Annotated in this window: 25 protein-coding genes; 7 read left to right on the top strand and 18 right to left on the bottom strand. The window is 66.5% G+C overall.

The annotated features are described in order from the left end of the window. The first annotated feature begins 159 nt into the window (after positions 1-159). Positions 160-807: a CDGSH iron-sulfur domain-containing protein gene (locus ACX12D_RS00465; RefSeq protein ID WP_459372496.1), complete on the top strand. Its 648-nt coding sequence runs from the start codon at positions 160-162 to the stop codon at positions 805-807. On the opposite strand, the gene ACX12D_RS00460 is transcribed toward ACX12D_RS00465, so the two are convergent. Then, entirely contained in the window at positions 782-1,501 is a 720-nt protein-coding gene (locus tag ACX12D_RS00460) for a TetR/AcrR family transcriptional regulator (protein ID WP_459372495.1), read from the bottom strand. The two genes, ACX12D_RS00465 and ACX12D_RS00460, sit on opposite strands and share 26 nt — an antisense overlap. Positions 1,502-1,551: 50 nt before the next feature. Here ACX12D_RS00460 and ACX12D_RS00455 point away from each other — a divergent pair, with 50 nt between their 5' ends. Both ACX12D_RS00455 and ACX12D_RS00450 read left to right on the top strand, forming a co-directional pair. After that, positions 1,552-2,715: a DUF2855 family protein gene (locus ACX12D_RS00455; RefSeq protein WP_459372494.1), complete on the top strand. Its 1,164-nt coding sequence runs from the start codon at positions 1,552-1,554 to the stop codon at positions 2,713-2,715. Between the two features lie 173 nt (positions 2,716-2,888). Then, entirely contained in the window at positions 2,889-3,455 is a 567-nt protein-coding gene (locus tag ACX12D_RS00450; protein WP_459372493.1) for an acyloxyacyl hydrolase, read from the top strand. Between the two features lie 32 nt (positions 3,456-3,487). On the opposite strand, the gene ACX12D_RS00445 is transcribed toward ACX12D_RS00450, so the two are convergent. The 5 genes from ACX12D_RS00445 to ACX12D_RS00425 form a co-directional block, all read right to left on the bottom strand. Beyond that, positions 3,488-4,336: a PA4780 family RIO1-like protein kinase gene (locus tag ACX12D_RS00445; protein WP_174425685.1), complete on the bottom strand. Its 849-nt coding sequence runs from the start codon at positions 4,334-4,336 to the stop codon at positions 3,488-3,490. A 64-nt stretch (positions 4,337-4,400) separates the two neighbouring features. Then, positions 4,401-5,822, bottom strand: a complete 1,422-nt coding sequence (gene dbpA, locus ACX12D_RS00440) for an ATP-dependent RNA helicase DbpA (protein WP_459372492.1) — start codon at positions 5,820-5,822, stop codon at positions 4,401-4,403. A 59-nt stretch (positions 5,823-5,881) separates the two neighbouring features. Next, positions 5,882-6,763: a DUF72 domain-containing protein gene (locus tag ACX12D_RS00435; protein ID WP_459372491.1), complete on the bottom strand. Its 882-nt coding sequence runs from the start codon at positions 6,761-6,763 to the stop codon at positions 5,882-5,884. A 52-nt stretch (positions 6,764-6,815) separates the two neighbouring features. Continuing rightward, positions 6,816-7,973, bottom strand: a complete 1,158-nt coding sequence (locus ACX12D_RS00430) for a WD40/YVTN/BNR-like repeat-containing protein (protein ID WP_459372490.1) — start codon at positions 7,971-7,973, stop codon at positions 6,816-6,818. Between the two features lie 43 nt (positions 7,974-8,016). Continuing rightward, entirely contained in the window at positions 8,017-8,286 is a 270-nt protein-coding gene (locus ACX12D_RS00425; protein WP_459372489.1) for a MoaD/ThiS family protein, read from the bottom strand. Between the two features lie 267 nt (positions 8,287-8,553). Between ACX12D_RS00425 and ACX12D_RS00420 the strand changes: the two genes are divergently transcribed. After that, positions 8,554-9,105, top strand: coding sequence for a glutathione peroxidase (locus ACX12D_RS00420; RefSeq protein ID WP_441639162.1), 552 nt, complete (start codon positions 8,554-8,556; stop codon positions 9,103-9,105). A gap of 90 nt (positions 9,106-9,195) precedes the next feature. On the opposite strand, the gene ACX12D_RS00415 is transcribed toward ACX12D_RS00420, so the two are convergent. The 5 genes from ACX12D_RS00415 to ACX12D_RS00395 form a co-directional block, all read right to left on the bottom strand. Continuing rightward, positions 9,196-10,071, bottom strand: coding sequence for an alpha/beta hydrolase (locus ACX12D_RS00415; RefSeq protein WP_459372488.1), 876 nt, complete (start codon positions 10,069-10,071; stop codon positions 9,196-9,198). 37 nt (positions 10,072-10,108) lie between these two features. Continuing rightward, the gene (locus ACX12D_RS00410; RefSeq protein WP_459372487.1) at positions 10,109-11,476 is read right to left on the bottom strand and encodes an MFS transporter; all 1,368 of its coding nucleotides are present in this window, start codon (positions 11,474-11,476) and stop codon (positions 10,109-10,111) included. A 251-nt stretch (positions 11,477-11,727) separates the two neighbouring features. After that, entirely contained in the window at positions 11,728-13,047 is a 1,320-nt protein-coding gene (locus ACX12D_RS00405) for an MFS transporter (RefSeq protein ID WP_459372486.1), read from the bottom strand. A 101-nt stretch (positions 13,048-13,148) separates the two neighbouring features. Then, positions 13,149-14,081 (bottom strand): beta-keto acid cleavage family enzyme, encoded by a 933-nt coding sequence (locus ACX12D_RS00400; protein WP_459372485.1) that lies wholly within the window; start codon positions 14,079-14,081, stop codon positions 13,149-13,151. Positions 14,082-14,118: 37 nt separating this feature from the next. Beyond that, a complete protein-coding gene (locus ACX12D_RS00395; RefSeq protein ID WP_459372484.1) occupies positions 14,119-14,901 on the bottom strand; it encodes an SDR family oxidoreductase in 783 nt (260 codons plus the stop codon). A 114-nt stretch (positions 14,902-15,015) separates the two neighbouring features. Here ACX12D_RS00395 and ACX12D_RS00390 point away from each other — a divergent pair, with 114 nt between their 5' ends. Then, the gene (locus ACX12D_RS00390) at positions 15,016-15,798 is read left to right on the top strand and encodes a GntR family transcriptional regulator (RefSeq protein WP_459372483.1); all 783 of its coding nucleotides are present in this window, start codon (positions 15,016-15,018) and stop codon (positions 15,796-15,798) included. Between the two features lie 103 nt (positions 15,799-15,901). Here ACX12D_RS00390 and ACX12D_RS00385 read toward each other — a convergent pair whose 3' ends face one another. From ACX12D_RS00385 to ACX12D_RS00365, 5 genes are all read right to left on the bottom strand, one after another. Beyond that, positions 15,902-17,470, bottom strand: a complete 1,569-nt coding sequence (locus ACX12D_RS00385) for a UxaA family hydrolase (protein WP_459372482.1) — start codon at positions 17,468-17,470, stop codon at positions 15,902-15,904. Between the two features lie 49 nt (positions 17,471-17,519). Further along, positions 17,520-18,317, bottom strand: a complete 798-nt coding sequence (locus tag ACX12D_RS00380) for a transporter substrate-binding domain-containing protein (RefSeq protein ID WP_459372481.1) — start codon at positions 18,315-18,317, stop codon at positions 17,520-17,522. A 47-nt stretch (positions 18,318-18,364) separates the two neighbouring features. Beyond that, the gene (locus ACX12D_RS00375) at positions 18,365-19,093 is read right to left on the bottom strand and encodes an amino acid ABC transporter ATP-binding protein (RefSeq protein ID WP_441639180.1); all 729 of its coding nucleotides are present in this window, start codon (positions 19,091-19,093) and stop codon (positions 18,365-18,367) included. A gap of 94 nt (positions 19,094-19,187) precedes the next feature. Then, positions 19,188-19,832: an amino acid ABC transporter permease gene (locus tag ACX12D_RS00370; protein WP_459372480.1), complete on the bottom strand. Its 645-nt coding sequence runs from the start codon at positions 19,830-19,832 to the stop codon at positions 19,188-19,190. 66 nt (positions 19,833-19,898) lie between these two features. After that, on the bottom strand, positions 19,899-20,582 hold the full coding sequence (locus ACX12D_RS00365; RefSeq protein WP_459372479.1) for an amino acid ABC transporter permease: 684 nt from the start codon (positions 20,580-20,582) through the stop codon (positions 19,899-19,901). Positions 20,583-20,889: 307 nt separating this feature from the next. On the opposite strand from ACX12D_RS00365, the gene ACX12D_RS00360 reads away from it, so the two are divergent. After that, positions 20,890-21,921: a GntR family transcriptional regulator gene (locus tag ACX12D_RS00360; RefSeq protein WP_459372478.1), complete on the top strand. Its 1,032-nt coding sequence runs from the start codon at positions 20,890-20,892 to the stop codon at positions 21,919-21,921. A gap of 5 nt (positions 21,922-21,926) precedes the next feature. Here the strand turns inward: ACX12D_RS00360 and ACX12D_RS00355 are convergent, their stop codons facing one another. Next, positions 21,927-23,420 (bottom strand): M81 family metallopeptidase, encoded by a 1,494-nt coding sequence (locus tag ACX12D_RS00355; protein ID WP_459372477.1) that lies wholly within the window; start codon positions 23,418-23,420, stop codon positions 21,927-21,929. A 262-nt stretch (positions 23,421-23,682) separates the two neighbouring features. Between ACX12D_RS00355 and ACX12D_RS00350 the strand changes: the two genes are divergently transcribed. Beyond that, on the top strand, positions 23,683-24,177 hold the full coding sequence (locus tag ACX12D_RS00350) for a hypothetical protein (RefSeq protein WP_459372476.1): 495 nt from the start codon (positions 23,683-23,685) through the stop codon (positions 24,175-24,177). Between the two features lie 40 nt (positions 24,178-24,217). Here the strand turns inward: ACX12D_RS00350 and ACX12D_RS00345 are convergent, their stop codons facing one another. Further along, positions 24,218-24,553, bottom strand: a complete 336-nt coding sequence (locus ACX12D_RS00345; RefSeq protein WP_459372475.1) for a nucleotide pyrophosphohydrolase — start codon at positions 24,551-24,553, stop codon at positions 24,218-24,220. Positions 24,554-24,617 lie beyond the last annotated feature (64 nt).

The raw sequence follows: 24,617 nt of genomic DNA, 5'->3' as shown, positions 1-24,617 counted from the left end.
CCTTCAGATTAGCACCACGCGCGCACGCCTTACAGGGTGACGCACACGAATCTTTGCAAAAAAACCAAGCCGCTGAAAAGCACTGCGCAAACCCGCCGGCAAGCGCTATAAAGGAAAGGGAGCGCGCCACCTGGCGCGCAATGCGCAGGAGGGCCAGCCATGGCCACCGAGTCCGTTGCCGGCAAGCGCGTCATCGTGCTCTTCGACGACAGCCGCTGCATCCATTCGCGCCACTGCGTGCTGGACCGCCCGGACGTGTTCGTGCCCGGCATACAGGGCGAGTGGATCCACCCGGACAACGCCAGCGCCGAAGAAATCGCGGAGATTGCGCACAACTGCCCGTCGGGCGCCATCAGCTACCAGAACGTAGACGGCTCCCCCGGCGAGGCGGCGCCCCTGGTCAATGTGGTGCGCGTGCTTGAGAACGGCCCGCTGGCGCTACGCGCCGCCATCACCATCGATGGCCAGCCCGCCGGCTTTCGCCTGACGCTGTGCCGCTGCGGCGCTTCGCGCAACAAGCCCCTGTGCGACGGCAGCCACGCCAGCACGGGTTTCGTCGCCACCGGCGAGGCCGCCACCGTGGCATCGGAGCCGCTGGCGCAGCGCGACGGGCCCCTCGATATCCATCCCATCCCCAACGGACCGCTGCGCGTCAAAGGCAATCTTGAGGTGATCAGCGGCACCGGCAGAACCATCACCCGCATGACCGAGGCCTGGTTCTGCCGCTGCGGCCAGTCGGGCAACAAGCCGTTCTGCGACGGCACGCACAAGAAGGTGGGGTTCAGGAGCGATCCGCAGGATCCATAGAATCCGTAGGATCCGACGACAACGGCGCGGCCCCCAGCGCCAGCAGGCAAAGCCGCTCCATCTGCGCCACCCATGCCGCCCGCGAGGACTCGGCAGCCCGCAGCAGCAGGCGATAGCGGCGCGCGCCCCAGAGCGCCTCCAGCAGGCTTCGCACCGTGGCCGCATCTGGCGCGGCCGGCAAATCCGGGCATGCCGCCAGCGCGCGCTGCCAGGCTGCGTACAACTCATCGAACACACGGCGGTGATGCTTGGTCTCGGCGATGCGCGCTTCCAGCATGAGCATCTCGTGTTCGAAGCCCTCTAGCGAGGCATCGTCGGCGCCGCAGGTCAGGCGTGCCAGGCGCTGGACGCGCGTGCGCCAGTCCAGCCCGGGTGCGGCCGCCACTTCGGCCTCGATGCGCGCCAGCAGCAGCTCGATGGTGTGCCGCACATAGCCGGAGAGCAGCGCCTCCTTGTTGGGGAAGTATTCGTACAGCGTGCCTACGGAGCATCCGGCCTCCAGCGCCACGGCGCGCGTGGTCACGCCGTCCCAGCCACGCGAGCGCCATATCCGAACAAACGCCTCGTAAATGGCGTCCACGGTAAAGCGCGCGCGCTGCTGCGACGGGCGTTTCAGCGGCCTGGCCAGCGCTTGCGCCGGCTCGGCCGCGGCACCCGCGTTTCCGAACCCGGCGGCCGGCTTGCGGCGATACATTGGTGGCATCGACCTCGACAGTAAGAGTGGGACAGCAGATGGGACAGACGATGGATCAGACGAAGCACGGCAACCCCGGCAACAACCACGGCAGCCGCAACGACAGCGCCGAACAATCGCTCACGGTCACCCGCCTGCTGACACGCAAGCATGCCCTAAATGAAAGCCGGCTGGAAGCGCGCCAGGAGCGCGCCGACGCCGCCCCCGGCGAAGTCCTGCTGAAGATCGACCGCTTCGCGCTCACCACCAACAACATCACCTACGCCGCCTTCGGCGACGCCATGCATTACTGGCAGTTCTTTCCCACCGGGCAACAAGAATGGGGCCATATGCCGGTGTGGGGCTTTGCCGATGTGGTGGACTCCAAGGTGCCCGGGGTGGCGGCGGGCGAGCGCTTCTACGGCTACTTCCCCATCGCCAGCCATATCCGCATGCAGCCTGAACGCGTGACCGAGCGCGGCTTCTACGATGCCGTCGAGCACCGCCGGACCCTGACCTCCGCGTACAACCAGTACACCCGTGTGACCCATGACGCCGCCTATGCGCCCGAGCTGGAAAACTACCAGATCCTGTACCGGCCGCTATTCATCACGTCGTTCATGCTGGCCGACTTCCTCGAGGACAACCGCTTCTTCGGCGCCACGCGGCTGGTGGTGTCCAGCGCCTCCAGCAAAACCGCTTATGGCACCGCCTTCTGCCTGCGCGACATCCCCGGCATCTCGCTGGCCGCCATCACCGCGCAGCGCAACCGCGCCTTTGTCGAAGGCCTTGGCTGCTATGCGGAGGTGGTCAGCTACGACGGGCTGGAAACACTCGCCACCGACGCGCCCACGCTCTATGTGGACTTCTCCGGCGACGAAGCGCTGCGCGCACGCGTGCACCATCACTTTGGCGGCGCGCTGGTGTACGACTGCTTTGCCGGCTCGGCGCAGAACACGGGCTTTTTGCGCGATACCGGCCTGCCCGGGCCCAAGCCCGAGTTCTATTTCGCGCCGGTGCAGATTCGCAAGCGCAACGCCGACTGGGGGCCCGAAGGCGTGAACCGGCGCTTTAACGCAGCGCAGCGCGCGTTTATCGATTACGTGAAAGAGCCGGCGAACGGCTGGCTGACGCTGATCGAAGCACAGGGCTTCGGTGCCGCGCAGGAGAGAATCGCGAGCCTGGTGGCAGGCGGGAGCGAGCCGAAGGCGGGGTACGTGGTGCGGCTCGGTTGAGCGCCGCGCGCCTGTCTTGCCAGTGCGCGCACGGGCTTGCACGCGAGTGCCCACGCCGGATTCCTCGCAGACGAAAGCCCGGCGAGCCTGGCTGCCAATGTGTATGATCAAATGAAGAGCCGGGCAGCCACGCGTTGGACGAGAGCCCTGCAGTCCGTTGCGAGGACCCCTCGATGCGCGTCTCTTCGTTTGCCGTTGTCCTCGCACTGCACGGCGCCTGTACCTACGCCCAGGCGAACCCGCCGCCCATCGCCGACGCAGGCTGGTTCGAGCCCGTTCGCGTCGGCGTCTCGCTTGGCATCGCGCCCGAAGCCAACCTTGGCCGCTTCGAGCTGCGCTGGGACCTGCGGCAGGACCTGTGGGCCTCCGCCACGCGATCGGCCAGGCTGCGCCTGGGGCTGGAGATTTCCGCAGGTGCCTGGGATCCGCATGGCGGCAGCGGCGGCACAATGGGCGACATTGGCCTGACGCCCGTCTTTCGCTTGCAGGGTGCGGGCCCCGCGTCAGCCTTCGCGGATCTCGCCATCGGCGCCCACCTGCTCTCGCGCACCCGCATTTCGGATACGACCGTGTTTTCCACGGCGTTCCAGTTCGGCGACCGCATCGCCATCGGCTACCACTTTGACGATGCCGTGCACTCCGAAATCGCGCTGCGCCTGCAGCACTACTCCAACGGCAGGCTCAAGCGGCCCAACCCCGGCATCAACTTCCTGCTCGTACAGTACTCGGCGCAGTTCTGAGCGCGGCGTGGCCGCGCTGCCGCGCTGCCGCCCTACTCCGCGCTTTGCAGGTAGCGCTGGCGCGCCTCTTCCTCCAGGATCACGTCTTCCACTTCCGCCAGCACGGCTTCCACGTCCACCGGGGTGTCGTCCACGGCAACCTGGCCGGTCAGTTTCACGCCGGGATGCAGCAGGCCGGCCTGGTAGAGCGCCCAGATTTCCTTGCCGTACTGCGTGCCGTTAAGCGCCGGCGCAAACTGGCCAAAGTAAAACGCCAGGTTATCCACATCGCGCTCCAGCATGGCGCTGGCTTCGCTGTTGCCGGCGGCATCCACCGCCTGCGGCAGGTCGATGATGACCGGGCCGTCGGCGTCCACCAGGATGTTGAACTCGGAGAGGTCGCCGTGCACCACGCCAGCGCACAGCATCAAGATCACCTGCTCGATCAGCGCGTCGTGGAATGCCACCGCCTGTTCCGGGCTCAGCGCCACGTCGTTCAGGCGCGGCGCGGCATTGCCCTCGGCATCCACCACCAGCTCCATCAGCAGCACGCCCTCGAAGCACAGATGGGGCGTGGGCACGCGCACGCCGGCGGCGGCAAGCCGGTACAGCGCATCCACCTCCGCGTTGTGCCAGGCTTCTTCCGCTACCTTGCGCCCGTAGCGCGTGCCTTTTTCCATGGCGCGCGCCTGCCGGCTGTTCTTGACCTTGCGCCCTTCCTGGTAGGTCGAGGCCTGGCGGAAGCTGCGCTGCGCGGCATCCTTGTAGACCTTGGCGCAACGGATCTCGCCGCCGCTGCGCACGACATAGACGGTGGCTTCCTTGCCGCTCATCAGCTGGCGCAACACTTCATCGACCAGGCCGTCTTCGACCAGCGGCTGCAGCCGCTTCGGCGTTTTCATCGGGAAGCACCAAGCGGGCAGGGCGAGCGCGCCATGCGCGGGGACAGCAGCGTCGCGGCCACCGTTATTCCGTCAGCATGCGCACTTTCACGCGCTTGCCCTTCACCGTGCCGTCATTCAGCTTGCGCATCGCCTCGCGCCCGATCGAACGCTCGACCGCCACGTAGGTGGACATGTCCATCACGTTGATCTTGCCGATCTGGTGCTTGGTGTAGCCGGCGTCGCCGGTGAGCGCGCCGAGGATGTCGCCGGGGCGCATCTTCTCCTTGCGCCCGCCAAGGATCTGCAGCGTGACCATGGGGGGCAGCAAGCGCTCGTTGCTGGCGGGAGCCAGCTCGGACAGGGGCTGCCATTCCATCTCGGCGCCCATGGCCTGCTCGATATTGCCCACGCGGCCCATCTCGTTCATGCTCGCCAGGCTAAGCGCCCAGCCATCCTGGTCCGCGCGGCCGGTGCGGCCGATGCGGTGGACGTAGACCTCGGGGTCGGGCGTGACGTCGACGTTGATCACCGCTTCGAGCTGGGCGATGTCCAGCCCGCGCGCGGCCACGTCGGTGGCTACCAGCACCGAGCAGCTGCGGTTGGCGAACTGCACCAGCACCTGGTCGCGCTCGCGCTGGTCCAGCTCGCCGTGCAGCGCCAGGGCTTCGAAGCCTTGCGCGCGCAGCAGGTCGACCAGGTCGCGGCAGCGGGCCTTGGTGTTGCAGAAGGCCAGCGTGCTGACCGGGCGGAAATGGTTGAGCAGCAGGCCCACGGCGTTCAGGCGGTCGCTGTCGGCCACCTCGTAGAAGCGCTGGCGGATCTTGCTGTCGTCGTGCTGCTCTTCCAGCTTGACCTCGCGCGGCTTGCGCAGGAACTGCTGGCTGAGCTTGGCGATGCCTTCGGGATAGGTGGCCGAGAACAGCAGCGTCTGGCGCTCCTTGGGGCAGTGGCTCGCCACATAGGCGATGTCGTCGAAGAAGCCCATGTCGAGCATGCGGTCGGCTTCGTCCAGCACCAGCGTGTTGAGCGCGTCCAGGTTCAGCGTGCCGCGCTCCAGGTGATCCATGATGCGGCCGGGCGTGCCCACGGCGATATGTGCGCCATGCGCCAGGCTGTCGGCCTGAGGACGCATCGGCGAGCCGCCGCACAGCGTCAGGATCTTGATGTTTTCTTCCGCGCGCGCCAGGCGGCGGATTTCCTGCGTGACCTGGTCGGCCAGTTCACGCGTGGGGCACAGCACCAGCGCCTGCACGTCGAAGCGGCGCGCATCGAGCCGGTTCAGCAGCGCCAGCGCGAAGGCGGCGGTCTTGCCGCTGCCGGTCTTGGCCTGCGCGATCAGGTCCTGGCCGGCCAGCGCGATCGGCAGGCTGGCCGCCTGGATCGGGGTCATGGTCTGGTAGCCGAGCTGCTCCAGCGTCGCCAGCGTGGCGGGCGAAAGGGGCAGTTTGGAGAAAGAGGCGCCGGCAGCGGCGGGCGCTGCGGATTGGGTAGGGCTTGAGGTCATGCCGGATTATACCGGGCTGGCTGCCGCGCTTCTGTCGTCAATTTGCCGTCTCCCGGCGTCTATTTACCCTTGGCGCCGGCTTCCCAGGGCGGCGCCTGCCATCCCAGCCGCGCCAGCAGCGCCTGCGCCGCCGCCGGCGCGCGCTCCTTGGCGCCGCTGATAAAGAACACGAAGACTTCGCGCTTGCGCTTTGCAGGTGCACTGGCATCCACTTGCGGCAGATCCTCCGGCCTCCCGCCCGCCGCCCAGGCCTGCACGCGCTCGCCCCACGCATCCAACGCCTTGGGCGCGTAGCCACTCTTCAGCGTCGGTGTGCTGCGCATCAGCCGCGCATAGACAAAATCCGCGGTGAGATCGGCGAAGGACGGAAACTTGTCCGAGTCCGTGAACACGGTGGCTGCCTTGTACTTGCGCGCGAGCTTGAGATAGTCCGGCGTCATGAAGCTCTCGTGCCTGACGTCGAGCACATGACGCAGCTTGCGGCCTTCGACCGATGCCGGCAGCAGCGCCAGGAAGGCCTCGAAATCTTCCGGGTCGAACTGCTTGGTGGGCGCGAACTGCCAGACGATGGGGCCGAGCTTGTCGCCCAGCTCGGCGATGCCGCTGTCGAGAAAGCGCGCGATGGACTCGCCGGATTCCGCCAGCACGCGGCGGTTGGTGGCAAAACGCGACGCCTTGACGGAGAACAGAAAGCCATCCGGCGTCTCGTCGCGCCATTTGGCAAACGAGGTGCGCTTCTGGGTGCCGTGGTAAGTGCTGTTGATCTCGATGGCGGTGAGCTGGCGGCTGGCGTATTCCAGCTCCCGGCTCTGCGTCAGCCCGGCGGGATAGAAGTTGTCGCGCCAGGGGGCGAAGTTCCATCCGCCAATGCCGACGCGGGCGACGCGGGCGACGGGCGCTTCGTGGGATTTGGTTGTGCTCTTGGTGCTTGCTTGCGCCATGCGTTCGCGTCCTGTCCAGTGAATCGATGGGCCCTGAGCGCGCGCGGGCAACTCAAACAAAGCGCACGCAGTAAATCGGCGGCAGATGTGCCGAGAACAGCTTCCAGCGCTCCCCGCCGCTCTCCGATATCCACAGGCTGCCGGTGGTGGAGCCCATGGCAAGCCGCTCGCCGGTACGGTCCACCGCCAGCCCGTGCCGGTAGATCAGGTCATACGACGGCGCCGCGGGCAGCCCCTCGGAGAATGCCTCGAAACTGACCCCGCCGTCACGCGTGCGGGTGACCACCAGCTTGCCGTCCACCGGCACGCGGCATTCATCCTTGACTGCCGGCACGAACCACGCGGTATTGGGCCGGCGCGGGTGCGCCGCCACCGCAAAGCCAAAGCTCGACGGCTTGGCGTGCAAGCGTTGCCAGTGCATGCCCGCATCGCCGGAGCGAAAGATCCCGCCATGGTGCTGCACCCACATCGCATGCGGATGGCCGGCACATTGCGCCAGCCTGTGCGGATCCTGGATATTGCCATCCTCGCGCCGCTCCGGTGGCATGTAGTCGGCCACCATGCCGCTCGCCGTGCAGGCCCAGTTCCTGCCACCGTCCCGCGTCTGCCACACACCGCCGCACGACACGGCCACGGTGACGTGGCGGCTATCGTGCGGATCCACGCAGATGGAGTGGATGCCCGGCACATCGTAGCCGCCGCCAAACCACTCGCTGCGCTCGGGGCGGTCCCACAGCGGCCGGTTCAGCGCCCAGCTTGCGCCGCCGTCGCCCGAGCGGAACAAGCCACCCGGCAAGGTGCCGGCCCACAGCACGCCGGGCTCGTCGGCCCCACCGGTTTCCATCGACCAGATCTGCTGCAAGGACCACGGCACCGGTGGCGCGGCAACCGCGGAGTCGCCGGTTTGCGCAGGGATGGGTACGCCCGGCACGGCCGCTTCCCCGGGCGGATCCGGCTCTGGCTGGGGCGGATAAACCGGCACCGCGCAAGGCTCCCACTCTGCGCCGCGCGCCCTGCGCCGCCACAGCTTGACGCCAAAATGCCCAAGGTTAAGTGCCGCATACAAGGTACCGTCACGCGGATCGGCCAGCACCATGCTCACGGGCTCACCCAGGAAATGCACCGACTCCTGCAGCCAGGCGAGCGCGCTGCTGTCGCGCCGCAACATCAACAAGCCTTTGCGCGTGCCAATGAGAAGTTGATCGTTCATGCTGACCTCCACGCTTGGGCGCCGAGCCTTCAGCGGCAAGCCGTCAACCGCCTGACAGCGCCTGCACTACATAGATCTGGCTGCTGGCGCCCACGCGATCGCTCATGCGCCGGCGGTCGCGAATGGCCGAGCCATCCACAAACACCGCCAGGTGCCGGCGCAACTGGCCCTGATCATCCAGGATATAACCGCGCAGCTCCGGCTGCTCCCGAAACGCAATCTCCAGCGCGGCGCAGACGGTAGCCGCGGGCACTTCCCGCTCCGGGCTCGGGATATGGCGTTGGATCGCGGAGGCAAAGACAAGGCGCGGCATGGCGGAAGGGCCAGCGCGGGGACGGCTGGCCGTGATTGCGGGTGTCTTGCAGTTTAGGAAATACCGCGGGGAAATGGGTGTGCGGTTGCGCTCGGTGGCGACGATAAGGGCCGTACCACCGCGATGGTGCCGCGGTGGTGCGGCCGTGGTGCTCTCACGCTGCAATGCAGCATGTCCGGGAAATTGGGATGCCCACGGGCAAGAATCATCCAGGCCCTGCATACTGTCGGCTCCATGGAATCCGTAGCGCTCACGAAAGGACGAGAGATGGCAAGCACCTTGTACGACATTCCCCTGAAACGCATCGACGGCACCGACAGCCGGCTCGCGGATTTTCGCGCTCGCGTGCTGCTGGTTGTGAACGTGGCATCGAAGTGCGGCCTGACGCCCCAGTACGAAGGGCTCGAAGCGCTATACCAGGCCAAGCACGCCGAGGGCCTGGAGGTACTGGGATTCCCGGCCAACAACTTCAAAGGCCAGGAGCCGGGCGACGAGGCGCAGATCCAGGAATTCTGCAAGCTGACCTACGACGTGCACTTCCCGATGTTCTCGAAGGTCTCGGTGCTAGGGCCGGACCAGCATCCGCTGTACGCGGCATTGACGCAGGCCCAGCCAGCCGCCATCGGCGACGGCCCCTTCCGTGAACGCCTGAAGGGCTACGGCGTGAACCCGGAGAACACCACCGATGTGCTGTGGAACTTCGAGAAATTCCTGGTCGACCGGGAAGGCAAGGTAGTAGCGCGCTTCGCGCCGGACGTCGCCGCGAACGATCCGCGCCTGCTTGAAGCGATCGATGCGGCGCTGGGCAAGGGCCGCTGATCGGCCAGGTTTTGGCATGACAACAAGCGGGCGATCCTGATGTTCAGGACCGCCCGCTTCTTTTTTGGGTGGCTGCGCCTGCAGCCACCCTCAAGATATCAGCGCCAGCGTCTCCCGAAAGAGCAGGCTGTCCGCGCGGCCCAGTTCATTGACGATATTGAAATGGTTCAAGCCCGGCGCCGGCACCAGGCGGACGGGCAGCCCGCGCGCCGCGCACGCGGCGTGGAAGTGCAACGTCTGGTGGACGAAGGCCCGTGTTTCCAGTTCGCCAACCGCTAGTAGCAGTTGCGGGCCAGTTTGCGGCAGCAGCAAGGCAGGGCTCAGCGCGGCAGCCTGCTTCTCGTCCAGCCGCAGCCAGTCGTTCACATCCGTTGCGCACAAGGGCCGGATATCGTAGAGACCGCTCAGCCCCACCATGCCCTTGATGACGTCGCGCGGCAACGCCAACGCTTGCTGCCAGCCGTCCGCCAGCAGCATCGCGGCCAGGTGCGCGCCGGCCGAACTCCCGCACACATGCAGGCGGCGCGCGTCGATGCCGTAGTCGGCCGCATGGCGATGGAGCCAGGCGACGGCGCCCCGCACCTGGCGCACCACGTCGAACAGCGTCACCGCCGGCAGCAACGTGTACTCCAGCACCACTACCGCCACGCCGGCACCCGTGAAGCTGGCGGCCATGCATGCCGCATCTTCCTTTCGCTGCGAGCGCCAGTAGCCGCCGTGAATATAGATCAGCGCCGGCGCAGGAGCCGCCGCCGTGGCGCGCGACGCGGGAAAGATATCCAGCCGGTCGTCCTCGCCCGCGCCATACGTCACATCCAGCACGCCTGGGCAGCGCGCCTTGGCCTGCGCGGACAGCGCCGCGTATTCGCGCATGCAGGCATCGAAATCCGCCACCGACGCGCGCGCGTTGTAGAGACGGTTGCGGGTCTGCAAGTCATCGAACCAGAGATCAAAATCCGACACCATCACCTCCCGCCCCATCGTTTCACGCCGGCAACCGGGCTCAACGCGCCTGCGCCGTCAGCAGGCCCTCATCCGGCCTGCGCTTCACGCTGCTGTAGTACTTGAGCAGCAAGGCCGCGCACACCAGCCATGCCGGCACCAGCAACACGCTGAAGATGCTGGCCCCGTTCCACTGCTGGCGCAGCAACTCCGCTCCCGCCAGCACGCCGGAAATCGCCCCGAAGCGGCCGATGCCGAGCATGCCGCCAACGCCGGTCGCGCGGCAATGCGTGGGATAGAAGCCCGCCGCCAGCGAAGACAACGCCGACTGCCCACCGCCCGACATAAAGCCCATCATGAACACCAGGCTGCCCAGCAGCACCGTCTGCCCGACATTGCCCACCGCATGGCTCACGCAATACGCCAACAGGCCGGCGGCGAGGTAGACCAATGCCAGCACCTTGTTGGGTTCGCGCCGGTCCATCAGCCAGCCGATCAGGATGGAGCCCACGCCGCCGCCAAGCGGAAACAGCGCGCTGATCTGCGCGAACTGCCGCACCGGCAAGCCCGCCTCCTTCAGCAGCAAGGGCATCCAGTTCACGATCATGTAGAACACCAGCATGCTCATGAAGCAGCAGAACCACAACAGCAGCGTGCCAAGCCGGTAAGGGCGGGTGACAATCGCCATCACGGCCGAGCGCCCGCCAGCGGCCTGCTCGCCAATCACAAAACGCTGCACGTGCGCCAGCGGCTCGCGCCGGATGCGCGCCAGCACCGCGCGCACGCGCTCGCTGGCGTGCCCCTTGAGCACCATGTAGCGCACCGATTCCGGCATCAGCCACGCCAGCAGCACGCACAGCAACAGCGGCGCCACGCCACCCGCCAGCAACACCGAGCGCCAGCCGAACTCGGGAATCAGGTAGCCCGCGCAAAACCCGCCCGCCCCGGCGCCGAGCGGAAAGCCGCACAGCATCGCGCTCACCGCCATGGTGCGGCGGTGGCTGGGACAATATTCCGCGAGCAAGGTAATCGCGTTCGACATCGCCGCGCCCAGGCCCAGCCCGGTGGCGAATCGCAGCGCCGTCAGCGAGCCAATGGAAAACGCCCACGCCGTCGCCAGGCTGCCCGCGCCGAAAAACAGCACCGACACCACCACCGCCGGCTTGCGCCCGATCCGGTCGGCAAGCGGTCCCGCCAACAACGCGCCGAAAGCCAGCCCGAATAGCGCCGCGCTCATGGCCGGCCCGAGCTGCGCCTTTTGCAGCCCCCATTCTTCGAGCAGAGACGGCGCCACATAAGCAATCGCCGCCATGTCGTAGCCATCGAGAAGAATCACCAGGAAGCACAGCAATAGCAGCAACCAGTGGAACGGGGTAAAACCGGCTTCGTCGATATAGCGTTCGACATCCAGCGCGGATGTATCGGACATGGCATGCGCTCCTCGCGGCGGGGCCGGCGCGGCGTATCCATACGATTGCGTCGCACGAATGCACCTGCCGGCTAGCGCCGTCTCCTGTTTTATCTCTGGACGCCGGCGGGGTGCCAGGTCAGTGTTTGCTGGAGACCAGTGTAGGGAGGCGAGACATGCCGGAATAATGAAAAATCGGGTGGCGGATATGCGGGAAGGTTATAGCGGGGCGGCGCCGAGGCATGGCCCGTGGCAGCATCGCTTGCCACCGGTCAGGCGGATTTCCCTTCCTGCCCTTGGCGCAGCCGAGTACTTGCAAGCGCGGCCAGGACCAGCATCCCCGCAATGATCAGCAGGCCATTCTTCGTACTGCCGGTGGTCTGCTCAATCACGCCCATGACCGACGGGCCGATAAATCCACCAACCAGCCCGCAGGTGTTGACCAGTGCCAGCCCGCCCGCCAGCGCCACGCCAGCAAGACGCGACGACGGAAAAAGGAAAATGACCGACTGGACCACGAAGAACATCGATGCCGTCAGGCTGAAGCCCACCATGGCGACCACCGGGCCGGCATAGGCCGCGAGCAGCAGGCCGGCCGACATCACGGCAAGCCCCGCAATCAGCATGCGGCGGCAACGCTGCGGGTTGCTGGCGAAGCGCGGGAGCGCCGCGGCGCCGATGGCCGCCGCGATCCATGGCAGGGAGTTGAGCAGGCCGATTTGCAGCGGCGACAGCTTGCCATAGGTGCCGATGATGCCCGGCAGGAAGAAAATCACAGTGTAGATGCTGATCTGGTGACAGAAGTACACGAAGATCGCGAGCCAGATCTGGCGATCGGCAAGGCAGCCCCGGAACGAATGCCCGACATGCCCGGCGGATGCCTCCTCGGCTTGCTCCGCCGCAAGGCGGCGTTCAACCTCGCGGGCTTCCTCGGGGGACAGCCAGGCCGCGCTCCCGGGGCCGTCCGGCAACTTCTTCCACACGACGAAGGCAAACGCCACCGCCGGCAGGCCCTCCAGCACGAACATCCATTGCCAGCCTCGCCATCCCAGCACGCCGTCCATTTGCAGCAGCGCGCCGCCGAGCGGCCCGCTAAGGATGTTGGCAATACACACGCCCAGCAGGAAGTATCCCGTCGCGCGCGCCCGCTCCTTGCGGCCGAACCAGTAGGTCAGGTAAAGCATCACACCGGGGAACAGTCCAGCTTCCGCCGCGCCCAGCAACAGGCGCATGACATAGAACGAGGTCTCGCCGCTGACAAAGGCCATACCCGCGGACAACAAGCCCCAGGTGATCATGATGCGCGTGATCCAGAAGCGCGCCCCCACCTTGTGCATGATCAGGTTGCTGGGGACCTCGAGCAGCGCGTAGCTGAGAAAGAACAGGCCCGCGCCCAGCCCATAGGCCGCCGCGGAGATGCCCAGGTCGACCGCGATATGGCTCTTTGCCAGCGCGATATTGGTGCGATCGAGAAAGCTGATCACGTAGGCCATCACCAAGAGCGGCATCAGCTTCCTGAACAACAGCGCGTTCAAGGAGCGCTGATCGGCAAGCGGCGCTTCTCGTGCGGTTTGCACATAAGTGGTGGACATGGCCCGGATCTCCTGTCGGCGGTATCTGTCTATGTTCCGGAGGCATCAAGGCCTCCGGCGTCCGCATGTTGTCTTGCGTGCCAGCGCTCGCGGCGCGGGCTTTAAAAGGCCACGTTCGCCGCGCCCTTCAGACCGAGGATCTCGCGAGCCTCGTCGGGTGTCGCGACATCGATGTTCAACGCCTCAAGCACGCTGCGGATACGCAGCACTTGCTCGGCGCTCGATGCCGCCAGCCGGCCTGGGCCGATCCACAGCGAATCCTCCAGGCCGACGCGCACGTTGGCGCCCATCGCCGCACCGATGGTGGCCAGCGGGATCTGGTTGCGGCCGGCGCCGAGGATCGACCAGCGGTACTGGCCGCCGAACAGCCGGTTCGCGGTTCGATGCATATGCATCAGGTCCTCCGGATCGCCACCGATGCCGCCCAGGATGCCGAAGACCGACTGCACGAACACCGGCGCCTTGACCAGGCCGCGGTCCAGGAAATGCTTCAGGTTGTTCAGGTGGCTGATGTCGTAGCACTCGAACTCGAAGCGCGTGCCATTGGCGTTGCCGATCTTCAGGATGTTCTCGATATCGCTGAAGGTATTCTTGAAGATCAGGTTGCGGCTGTTCTCCAGATGCTCGCGCTCCCACTCGTGCGCGAACTCCTTGAAACGATCCAGCATCGGGAACAGGCCAAAGTTCATCGAGCCCATGTTCAGCGAGGCCAGTTCCGGCTTGAACGTCGTGGCGGGGAGCATGCGCTCCTCCACGGTCATGTGGGGACTGCCGCCGGTGGTGATGTTGATCACGGCATTCGTGGCCGCCTTGATCTTCGACAGGAACGGCCGGAACAACGCCGGGTCCTGCGACGGCCGGCCGTCCTTCGGGTCACGCGCGTGCAGGTGCAGGATGGCCGCACCGGCCTTGGCCGCATCGATGGCGGCGGTGGCGATCTCGTCGGCGGTCACCGGCAGGTACGGCGACATGCTGGGGGTGTGGATCGCGCCGGTGGGGGCGCAGGTGATGATGGCTTTGGATCGGGCTGCCATGGCGGGCTCCGTGTGAAATCGGTTGGGGGAGGTAAGGTCAGCTCAGCGCTTGCGTCAGGCCATCGACCGCCAGCTCCTGGCCGGTGACGTTGGCGGCCAGGTCGCTGGACGCGAACAGCACCATGTTGGCGATGTCGCGCGCTTGCACCATGCGCCCGAGCGCGGCTTGCGACGTGTAGGCACGCGTGACGTCTTCCAGGGGCTTGCCCAGCGCCTCGGCTTTTGCCGCGATGACCGCGCGGATGCGCGGGCCATCGACCGCGCCGGGCAGGATGGCATTCACGCGGATGCCGTCGGCACCGAGTTCCAGTGCCAGCGATTTGGTGAATCCGATGACCGCCCATTTGGACGCCGAGTAGACCGAACGCCCGGGCATGCCGAGGTGGCCGGCAGCCGATGACAGGTTGACGATGGCGGGGCTCTTTCCCCGGCGCAGGCGTGGCACGGCCAGGCGCGTGCACAGGAACTGCCCGGTGAGATTGACCGCGAGCGTGCGCTCCCAATCGGCCAGGGTCAGGGTCTCGACGCCACCGGTGGGGCCCGCCACGCCGGCATTGTTCACGAGGATGTCGAGGCCGCCGAGCGTGCGATCGACGGTCTCGAACATGGCGGCCACGTCGACCTCGCTCGACACATCAGCCCGGCATCCATGCACCGTCGGCAGCGCGGCCGCGAGGCGCTCCAGGCTGGCGCCCTGGACATCGCAAACGAGCACGCTGGCACCCGCCTGCGCAAAGGCTCGCGTGATTTCCAGCCCGATGCCGTCGGCGCCAGCGGTCACCAGGACTCGCTTGCCCGCGAGAGAGTTGTCATTCCACATATTCGTCAGCTCCATGCAAGAGGCGGTGTACCTCCATGGCCGCCATGTTATATCTGTGATCACAGATCTCAAATCGGGAATACCCTATGTGCGATGAAGTGCTATGATTTCCGCATGTCCCTACCCGAACTTGTGACCCCTTTGAAGCGCCAGACGTTGAGCGGAGACGTCTACGCGCAATTGCGAGAATTGTTGATCAGCGGCCACATGATGCCCGGAGAACAAATCTCGCTGCGCAGCACTGCCGCTGCGCTGGGCGTGAGCGTGATGCCGGTGCGCGAAGCGGTGCATCGCCTGGTGGCGGAGCAGGCACTGGAACTGACGCCTAACCGCGCGTTGCGCGTGCCGATCATGAGCGTGAGCCAGTTCCGGGAGATCACAAGTATCCGGGTCAATCTGGAAGGACTGGCGACAGAGCAGGCGGCCGAGCACCTGAGCGACGCCGCGATCGCGCAGGTCACGGCCCTCCATGACCGCTTCGCGGAAGAGATGGCCCGGTCCAGGCCGGACAGCTCAAAGCTGATCGCGGTCAACAAGGAACTGCATTTCGCCGTCTACAAGGGCGCCGGCATGCCGATCCTGCTGCAGATGATTGAAGCGCTGTGGCTGCGTATTGGCCCGATCCTGAATCACGATCTGCGCTCCGGTTCCCGCCGCGTGGGCGAGCAGGTAGCGGTGAATCACCACGCGCGGCTGGTTGCGGCGCTCAAGCGCAGGGATGGCGTTGCGGCACGGGCCGCGCTGCAGGGAGATATCGAAAGCGCGGCGGAGTACATCGTCTCAGCGGGCGTGCTGCTGGCGGCCGATGCGTTTGATGAGCCGGTGCCCGACGCGGGCAAGCCGGCCTCGAAGACCGCGCGGCGCGCGCCCGCAAGCGGCGGGCGTAGAACGGCCTGAGCAGGCCAGGAACATGGCGACCGAGCCGGTCCGCCAAGCCGGCAATCGGGATCGCACGGCGCACCGGCCGTTGCCCGGGGCACGCCCGGGCAACCATCCACGTTCAGGTAATCGCCCCCAGTTGCCAGGGCACGAACTCATTCTGCCCGTAGCCATGGAGCTCACTGCGCGAGCGTTTGCCGGAGGCCGTGTCCAGCATCAGCTGGAACAACGCCGCGCCCAGTTCGGCGATGGTGGCGCTGCCGTCCAGTACCGTGCCGCAGTTCAGGTCCATGTCGTCCGACTGGCGCTGCCATAGCGCCGTGTTGGTCGCGAGCTTGACCGAGGGCGAGGGCGCGCAGCCGTAGGCCGAGCCGCGCCCGGTGGTGAAGCAGATCAGGTTGGCGCCGCCCGCCACCTGGCCGGTGGCGGAGATCGGGTCGTAGCCCGGCGTATCCATGAAGACCAGGCCGCGCACGCGCACCGGCTGCGCGTACTCGTACACTTCGGCGAGATTGGTGGAGCCGCCCTTGGCGATGCCGCCCAGCGATTTTTCCAGCACCGTGGTCAGGCCGCCCGCCTTGTTGCCGGCGGAGGGGTTGTTGTCCATGCTGGCGCCGTGGCGCTCGCAATAGGCCTCCCACCAGCGGATGCGCGCCACCAGCTTCTGACCGATCTCCGGCGTTTGCGCGCGGCGCGTCAGCAAGTGCTCGGCGCCGTAGATCTCCGGCGTCTCGGAGAGGATCGCGGTGCCGCCATTGCGCACCAGCAAATCCACCGCCGCGCCCAGTACCGGGTTGGCCGAAATGCCCGAGTAGCCATCCGAGCCACCGCATTGCAGGCCCACCACAAGATGGTGCGCCTGCACCGGCTGGCGCTCCACCGCGTTGGCCTTCGGCAGCATCGCCTTGATCAGCTCGATGCCGTGGGCAATGGTCTTGGTGGTGCCGCCGGTGTCCTGGATGGTGAAGGTCTGCAGCCGGTCGCTGTGCGTGAGCCCCTGTGTCGCCAGCAGCGCGGAGATCTGGTTGGTCTCGCAGCCCAGGCCGATCACCAGCACGCTGGCAAAGTTGGGATGGCAAGCATAGCCGCCCAGCGTGCGCTGCAGCACCGCCAGCCCCTCGCCCTGCGGATCGACCGCGCAGCCCACGCCGTGCGTGAGCGCCACCACGCCATCCACATTGGGATAGGCGGCCAGCGCCTCCGGATGGATGTCCCGGCGAAAATAATCCGCGATGGCGCGCGCCACCGTGGCCGAGCAGTTCACCGAGGTCAGGATGCCGATGTAGTTGCGCGTGGCCACGCCGCCGTCGGCGCGTTTGATGCCATCGAACGTGGCCGGCTGCGCCACCGGTTGCACCACGCGGGCCTCCGCGCTGAACGCATAGTCCCGCGTGAAATCGCCCATGGCCAGGTTGTGCGTATGCACGTGCTGGCCGGCGCGGATGTCCTGGCTGGCAAAGCCGATGATCTGGCCGTAGCGCCGCACCGCTTCGCCGCTGGCGATCGCACGGGTGGCGATCTTGTGGCCGGGCGGGACCAGGCCGATCACGGTCACGCCTTCGTCGGCGACCGGCGTGCCGGCCACCATCTGGTCGCGGGCGATGACCACGTCGTCATCGGGATGCAGCCGGATGGTGCGCGGCGTGCGGGGAAGCTGCGCGGGGGCGGCGGCAATGCTCTCTGTGCTCATGGGGTGGTTTCTCGCGATTTAATGGTCGCCCTGCCGATTCGTGCGGGCTTTACTTGATCATTTCGTCCGGCAGCGCGATGCCGAAGTACTGCTTGTAGATGCTGTTGATCTTGCCGTTCTTCAGGTTGGCCTTGACCCAGTTGTCGAGCCACGCCTTCAGCGCGGTGTCGCCCTTGCGCAGGCCGATCGCATAGGGATAGGCCTTCATCACGAACTTGGTTTCCAGGTCGCGCGTGGGATTGCTCTTCTTCACCGCGGGAATCACGCTGATGGCGGCGGCGAGATAGTCCTGCTGGCCGGTGGAGACGGCGGTGTTGGTCGTGGCGTCGTCCTCGTAGCGCACGATATTCACGCCCGGCACTTCCTTGGCGCCGCGGCTCAGTTCCTGGTCGCTGGTGGTGCCGCGCGTGACGGCGATGGTTTTGCCGGACAAATCGGCAAAGCTCTTGAGGCTGGACTTTGCGGGCCCGCCCACCACCACCGGGATCACGCCATAGGGATCGGAAAAATCGATCACCTTCTTGCGCTCGTCGGTGACCGAGAACGAGGCCAGCACCACGTCCGCTTTCCTGGTCAGCAGGAAGGGCACGCGATTGGGCCCGGTCACCGGCACGATCTCCAGTTCCACGCCGAGGTCCTTGGCCAGCAGGCGGGCGGTCTCCACATCGGAGCCGCTTTGCTTTGCCTGGCTGTCGAGCATGCCGTAGGGCGGCGCGCCGATATCCACGGCGACCAGGATCTTCTTGCGTTGCTTGATGGTGTCGAGCGTGTCGGACCAGGCGCTGGCGGATGCGCCAACGAGCAACAGGGCGGCGAGCGAGCCGAGCAGGCGGCGGTTGAAGTGCATGGGGTGTCTCCGTGTGTGTAGGTTGAGTCGTGCCGGCCAGCGGGAAATCAAAGGCCGTTGCCGACGAACTGCTTGAGCTCCGGCGTCGAAGGTTCATCCAGCAGCTTGCCGCTGCCGCCTTCCCAGACGATGCCCTGGTGCATGAACATGATCTGGTCCGCCACCGAGCGCGCGAACGCCATCTCGTGCGTGACCAACACCATGGTCATGCCGTCTTCGGCCAGCCGCTCGATCACCTTGAGCACCTCGCCGGTCAGCTCGGGATCCAGCGCCGAGGTGACTTCATCGAACAGCATCAGGCGCGGCTGCATCGCCAGCGAGCGCGCAATCGCCACGCGCTGCTGCTGGCCGCCGGACAATTGCTCCGGGTAGTAGCCGGCGCGCTCCTCCATGCCAACCTGCTTGAGCACGTGCATGGCCAGCTCGCGCGCCTCCTTCTTGCCAACGCCCTTGACCTTGCGCGGCGCCAGCATGACGTTTTCTTCCACGGTGAGGTGCGGGAACAGGTTGTAGCTCTGGAACACGATGCCCACTTCCTTGCGCAGCTCGCCCAGCGGCACGTTGTCTTCGTGCATGGCACGGCCGCACACGTGCAATGCGCCGCCGTTCACGCGCTCCAGGCCGTTGATGCAGCGCAGGGCCGTGCTCTTGCCCGAGCCGCTGCGGCCGATCAGCGCCACCACCTCGCCGGCGCGCACCGAGAAACTCACGCCTTTGAGGATCTCCACCTGCCCGAAGGATTTGCTCACCTTGTCGAAGCGGACGATGTCTTCCATGCTTGTCTCCATGATGTCTTGTGTTTCCCGCTGATTCGGGTCCGCTCCCGCAGCCACGTTCAGCCCCGCATTCAGCCCCGTATTCAGCCTCGTATCAAACCCGCTTGAAGCGGCGCTCCAGCTTGTACGACAGCGTCGACAGCGGATAGCAGATCGCGAAATAAAGCACCGCCGCGATGGAAAACACCACGAAGGGCTCAAAGGTGGAGTTGTTCACCACCCGCGCCGAATAGGTCAGGTCGAAGAAGCCGATCACCACCGCGTACGAGGAATTCTTCACGATCTGCACCAGGAAGCTCACCGTGGGCGCCACCGCGATGCGCGCAGCCTGCGGCAGGATCACGTGCACCACGCGCTGCAGCGGCGTGAGCGCCAGGCACTCGGCCGCCTCCCACTGCGTGCGCGGCACGGCCTGGATGCAGCCCTTCCAGATCTCGGCCAGGTAGGCGCTGGAATACGCCGTCATGGCGATGCCGGCGGCCACCAGCGCGGGCAGGTCGAAGCCACCCACGCTGATGCCGAAATACACCACGAACATGATCACCGGCAGCGGCACGCCCTGCACCAGCTGCACGAAGGCGCCGGTAGCCATGCGCAGCACGCGGCCGCCGCGGCTGCGTGCCAGTGCCAGCGGCAGGCCCACCAGCGCGCCGCCGACAAAGCCCATGGCTGACAGCAACAGCGTCCAGCCGGCGCCGCGCAGGATAAACAAGACTTGATCCAGGGAAAGGCTGGACATGATGCTTGGCTCCGCGTCGAAAGGAAGTAGGAAAGTAGAAGAAGGGGAATGAGGAAGCGTGCGGAATCAGAGCGCCGTCTTCAGGCGCCGGCGGCGCGTGAAAGCGATCGCACCCACGCCCGCCATCGACAACCGCAACAGCCACGACAGCACCAGGTACACCACGGCAATGACGATGTAGATCTCAAAGCCGCGGAACGTCTCCGACTGGATGCGGTAGCCCACCGCAGTAAGTTCTTCCGCCGAGATCTGCGACATGATGGAGGTGGCCAGCATCATCAGCACGAACTGGCTGATCAGCGCCGGGTACATGCGCTCCACCGCCTGCGGCAGCACCACCAGGCGCAGCCCCTGCCAGCGCGACAGCCCCAGGCACGATGCGGCCTCCAGCTGGCCGCGCGGCACCGACTCGATGCCCGCGCGCACGATCTCCGTGGTGTAGGCCGATACGTTGACCACCAGCGCCAGCACCGCCGCCGCCATCGCCGGCACGCGCACATGCACCGCCGCCAGCCCGAAGAACAGCCAGAACGCCTGGATCACCAGCGGCGTGTTGCGAATCACATCCACATAGCCCGTGACGCAGCGGCGCGCCCAGGCCGGGCCTTGCGTGCGCGCCACCGCCAGCGCCGTTCCCAGCACAAAGCCAAGCACGATGGTCGCAACAGACATGCGCAGGGTCAGCCATGCCCCGTCGAGCAGTTCGCGCCAGTTGGCGGACAGGAAGCTGAAATCGAACTGGTAATCCATCGGGGATGCGCCCTATCGCTCTTTTGTGGGCAGCGCCGGCTTGGCCGCCACCCTGTCTCGGTGTTTTGTTCTCGTCTCGATGCGGCCTTGCGCCGGCATGGACCGAAATATATGACTATTGCCGGCAAACGTCAATATATGAAAATACCCGTGTATCATATGCTCATGCGTTCGTGCGTTCATGCGCCGCCCGATACCTGGCACCATGCCGACACCACGAGCGACGCACCCGACGAAGTACCTGACGACATACCCAACACCACCCAAACCCGCCAACCGATCCGGAGACAACGTGCCGAGTCCATCGATGGCCGCGCGACAAGACAAGCGCACCGCCCCCTTCGCACTCATGCAGGAAGCCGATGAAGCGCAACGGCACGCGCCGATCTACGCCGTCATCGTCGAGCTGCTGCGCAAGGCCATCGTGGAAGGCTCGCTGGAGCAGGGCACGGTATTGCTGGAAGGCCATGTGGCCGAGATCCTGCGCTCCACCCGCTCGCCGGTGCGCCAGGCCCTGCGCGAGCTGGAAGCCGATGGCGTGGTCAGCCGCTTCGAAGGCCGCGGCTTCGTGGCCGGGCCCGCGGGCACCGCGCCCCGGCGCATCCCGCTGGACCCCGCCATGCTGGGCGTGGACCGCGAGCCGGATGTCGCACGCAAGACGCTGGGCTGGGAAGTGATCTACGACGAAGTGGAGCGCGACCTGGTGCACCTGTCGGTGTTCGGCCGCTATCGCGTCAACGAAATCGAACTGGCCCGCCACTTCAACGTGGGCCGGACCGTGGTGCGCGACGTATTGCTGCGCCTGGAAAGCCTGGGCATCCTGGAGAAGGACGAGCGCCTGCGCTGGGTCATCACGCCGCTGGACGCCAAGCGCATCCATGATCTCTACGAACTGCGCTCATTGGTGGAACCCGCCGCGCTGCGCGCCGCCATCGGCCACGCCGACCGGGCCGAGATCGAGCGGATGATCGGCGACCTGCACAAGGTGCAGCGCGTCTACCCCAAGGTCAGCCGCACCGCCATGGACAACCTGGAGCACGACCTGCACGTGCAGCTGCTCTCGCAGTGCCCCAACAAGGAATTGCTCAGCAGCCTGCAGCGCACGCGCTGCATCCTCACGCTGAGCAAGCACGTGCTGGGCGTCTCCACGCCGATGCCCGAAGCGGACCCGTTCATGTCCGAGCACATCGCCGTGCTGCAGGCCGCCGCCGATGGCGCGCCGCGCAAGGCCGCCGACCTGCTGCGCGACCACCTCGAGCTATCCTGCGAGAAAGTGACGCGGCGCGCGGAACTGGTGCGCGAAACGTTCGCGCTGCCCGAGGTTTCGTATATCGCGTGAGCGGGTCAGGCCGCTAGCTGACCGCCCAGGGTCACGTCCGCTTCCAGCGGATACACCGGCCGCGTCAGACGCTCGAACGGGAACTGCGCATAGCGAGAACTCGTCACGCCGCCGCCATCACACTCCACCACCGCCTTTGCTATCGGCACGAACACCGGCCGGCAGTACATGCGCGACTTCAGCAACAGGAAACGCTGCGCCAGGGGATCCACGCCGATATGGGTAAAGATGCCCAGGTCCCAGTGCTCCTGCGGGGTCTCGGTCACCACCACCTGCGCCGCGCCGATATCGAGCAGCACGGTGCGGCCCATGCGGATGCGCCCGCCGGTGTAGGTCGGGCCACTGATCACGTATTCGCCATTGCTGATGGCGGCCACCCGGCCCGTCAGGGTCAGCGGCGTCGGGTAGATGCCAAGCTGGGTCAGCGGCACCTTGTTGCCCACCGGCAACGTCACGCTGGCATCCTCGCCGGCCGCGATCATCGCCGCTACGGCCTGCGGGTCGCACACCGGCCCAACGGCAATGCCGGACAAGCCTTGCCGCAAGGCCTCGCGCAGGACTTCCATATCGTCGCAGGTGCCGCCCGACATGCAGTTGTCGCCGTGATCCAGCAACAGCACCGGCCCCTTGCCGCCCTGCGCGGCTAGCTGCGCGGCGCGCGCAATCGATTCAGCCAGCGGCTCGCTCTCGTAGACAAAGCCGGCGCGCTCCGCCCAGATCTGCGCGGCAAGCTTGTCGGCCGCCGCCTGCGCCACTGCCTGGCCACCGTCGGCCACGACCAGCACGCTCAGGCAAGGCGCCGCAATATCCGCCAGCCCGAAGCCGGCCAGCACCGACACTGCCAGCATGCCGTCGGCCTCCGCCTGCCTGGCCGCCGCCACCGCGCGCTGCATCGCGCCTTCGCCGGTATTGCTGCGCAGTGTGTGCGTGACCATCGGCAGGCGCCGCCAGGCCAGTGCGGGCCGCGCCTTTTGCTGGAGCATGCGCATCAGCAGGCGGCCGGCGTGCTCGCCGGTCTCGTACATGTCCACGTGCGGATAGGTCTTGAAGCTGACCGCGATGTCCGCGTGATCGATCATGGCCTGCGTCACGTTGCCGTGCAGGTCCAGCGCCACGGCAATCGGCGCGTGCGGCAGCACTTCGCGCAGGCGCGCCAGCAACTCACCCTCGCCGTCATCGCTGTTCTGCGCGACCATGGCGCCGTGCAGGTCGAGCATCACGGCATCGCACTCGGGCGCCGCCTTCACGATGGCATCGCACAAGGCCACATACGCATCGGCCGCAACGCGCCCGCTCGGGTTGGCGCTGGCCGTGACCGGCACCACCAGTTCCGCGCCGGCCGCCTCGGCCACGTCAATAAAGGCACCGATGGCCGTGCGCGTGCCCTTGCTTGCCCGATACGCGTCCTCTCCGTAGTGCGGATGAAAGGACGACAGCGGCGTCGCCACCGGCGAGAAGGTATTGGTTTCGTGGTTCAGTCGTGCGATCAGGATCTTCATGGCGGTGCGGGGGCTCCAGCATGGAAGCGGCCGGAAATGTCCGGCCGGAACGGGGGGATGGGGACCAGCGATGCGGCATCGGCGACAATATGACTGGCATGGCCCCGATGCAACGGCCAAAGTCTACCGGCATGTGGCCCGGGATGGAACGGTGAGAAAGAGGGGCACCGGAATTCCATCGCGCGGCGTGCGGCCGTGCTGGACACGATGATGCCGCCATGACGGACAATATCGCTCCAATCTCAACCTCGGAACAATAACAATGAAGAAGCAACTGCTGCGCCTGGGCGCTATCCTGCTGGCCATCGGCGGCCCCGCCATCTCCCACGCGGCCAACCTGCCGCCGCTAGCCGCCCTGCTCGACTGCAAGGGCGAAGCCAGCGGCGTGGCCGCCTATGTCGACGCCCTGGAAGACGGCGGGCTGCCCGGGTGGAGCAAGAACGACGAACTGAGCGGCTTCGCCTCCGCCGTGTATCGCACCCCCAAGCCCGTCAGCATTGCCGGCTTGCCCACCACGGACGTGCGCTTCGGCGACTACCAGCTCGGCAACTACACGGCCTATGGCATCACCAGCGCCACCGACGTCAACGCCGTGGCCAGCCAGCTCGGCCTGCGCGGCGTGGCCGGCCGGGGCCTGGCCCGCGAGAGCGCGCGCGGCGCGTGGATCGTGGCCCGCGAGTACAAGGGCCGGGTCGAGCTGGGCTGCGAATATCCCAATCCGCGGCTTGGCGGGCAGAAGGGCGCGCCGGCGCGCTGAAGGCCTCGCAGGTGGCGCCGCTGGCCCGGCGCCCCTTACTTCAATCCGCGCCGCCCGTCTTGGCCGGATACTTGACCGCATTCATCTCCATCTTGGCCTTCACCGCCGCGTTCAGGTCAACATCGAGCGCGGTCAGCAACTGCGCCAGGTAGATCGTGATGTCCGCCAGCTCCTGCTCCACGTGCGCGCGCTCGTCCGTGGACATGATGCCGCGCGCCTCCTCCTCCGTCTTCCACTGGAAGATCTCGACCAGCTCGGCCACTTCCACGCTCAGCGCCATGGCCAGGTTCTTGGGGCTGTGATATTTGCCCCAGCCGCGGGCCTCGCCAAATGCGGCGGCCGCCTCCTGGAGCGTCTTGATGTCAATCAGGGTCATGATGGTTCACTGCAAAAAATGGTTCATCCGACTTTCGTGTGGGTCGATTTATCGCTGGGATAAA

This window comes from Cupriavidus sp. PET2-C1, assembly GCF_054515855.1.
This window is presented reverse-complemented; position numbering and strand designations above follow the sequence as displayed.